Raw genomic sequence first — 386 nt, forward strand, 5'->3', positions numbered from 1 at the left:
CCTGGCCCACCACCCACAACAAAACCCGACGCGCCGGAATCTCATCCTTCGGCATCAGCGGCACCAACGCCCACATCATCCTCGCCGAACCCCCCACCGAGCAGACCGCCGACGACACGACAACGCAACCACCCACACCCGACACCACCCGCCTGGACGGGACAGCCCTCCCCTGGGTGGTGTCCGCACGCTCGGCCGACGCCCTGGCCCAAGCCGCAGGCCGACTGGCCGAACACGTCCGGGCACGGCCCGAACTCAGCCCGGCCGACATCGCCCTCTCCCTCACCACCACACGCTCCCCCTTCGAGTCCAGAGCCGTCGTCCCCGGCACCGGCGGACGCGACGCACTGCTCGCAGGCCTCGACGCACTGGCCTCCCACGAGGCC

General features: G+C 71.2%; 1 protein-coding gene. It reads left to right on the forward strand.

Translation table 11 applies throughout. From position 1 onward, the window contains the following. Positions 1-386 (forward strand): ketoacyl-synthetase C-terminal extension domain-containing protein (locus OO67_RS35460; protein WP_033305957.1); only part of this gene is annotated, 386 nt, incomplete at both ends.

Source organism: Streptomyces atroolivaceus (assembly GCF_000717025.1).
Classification (GTDB): Bacteria; Actinomycetota; Actinomycetes; order Streptomycetales; family Streptomycetaceae; genus Streptomyces; species Streptomyces atroolivaceus.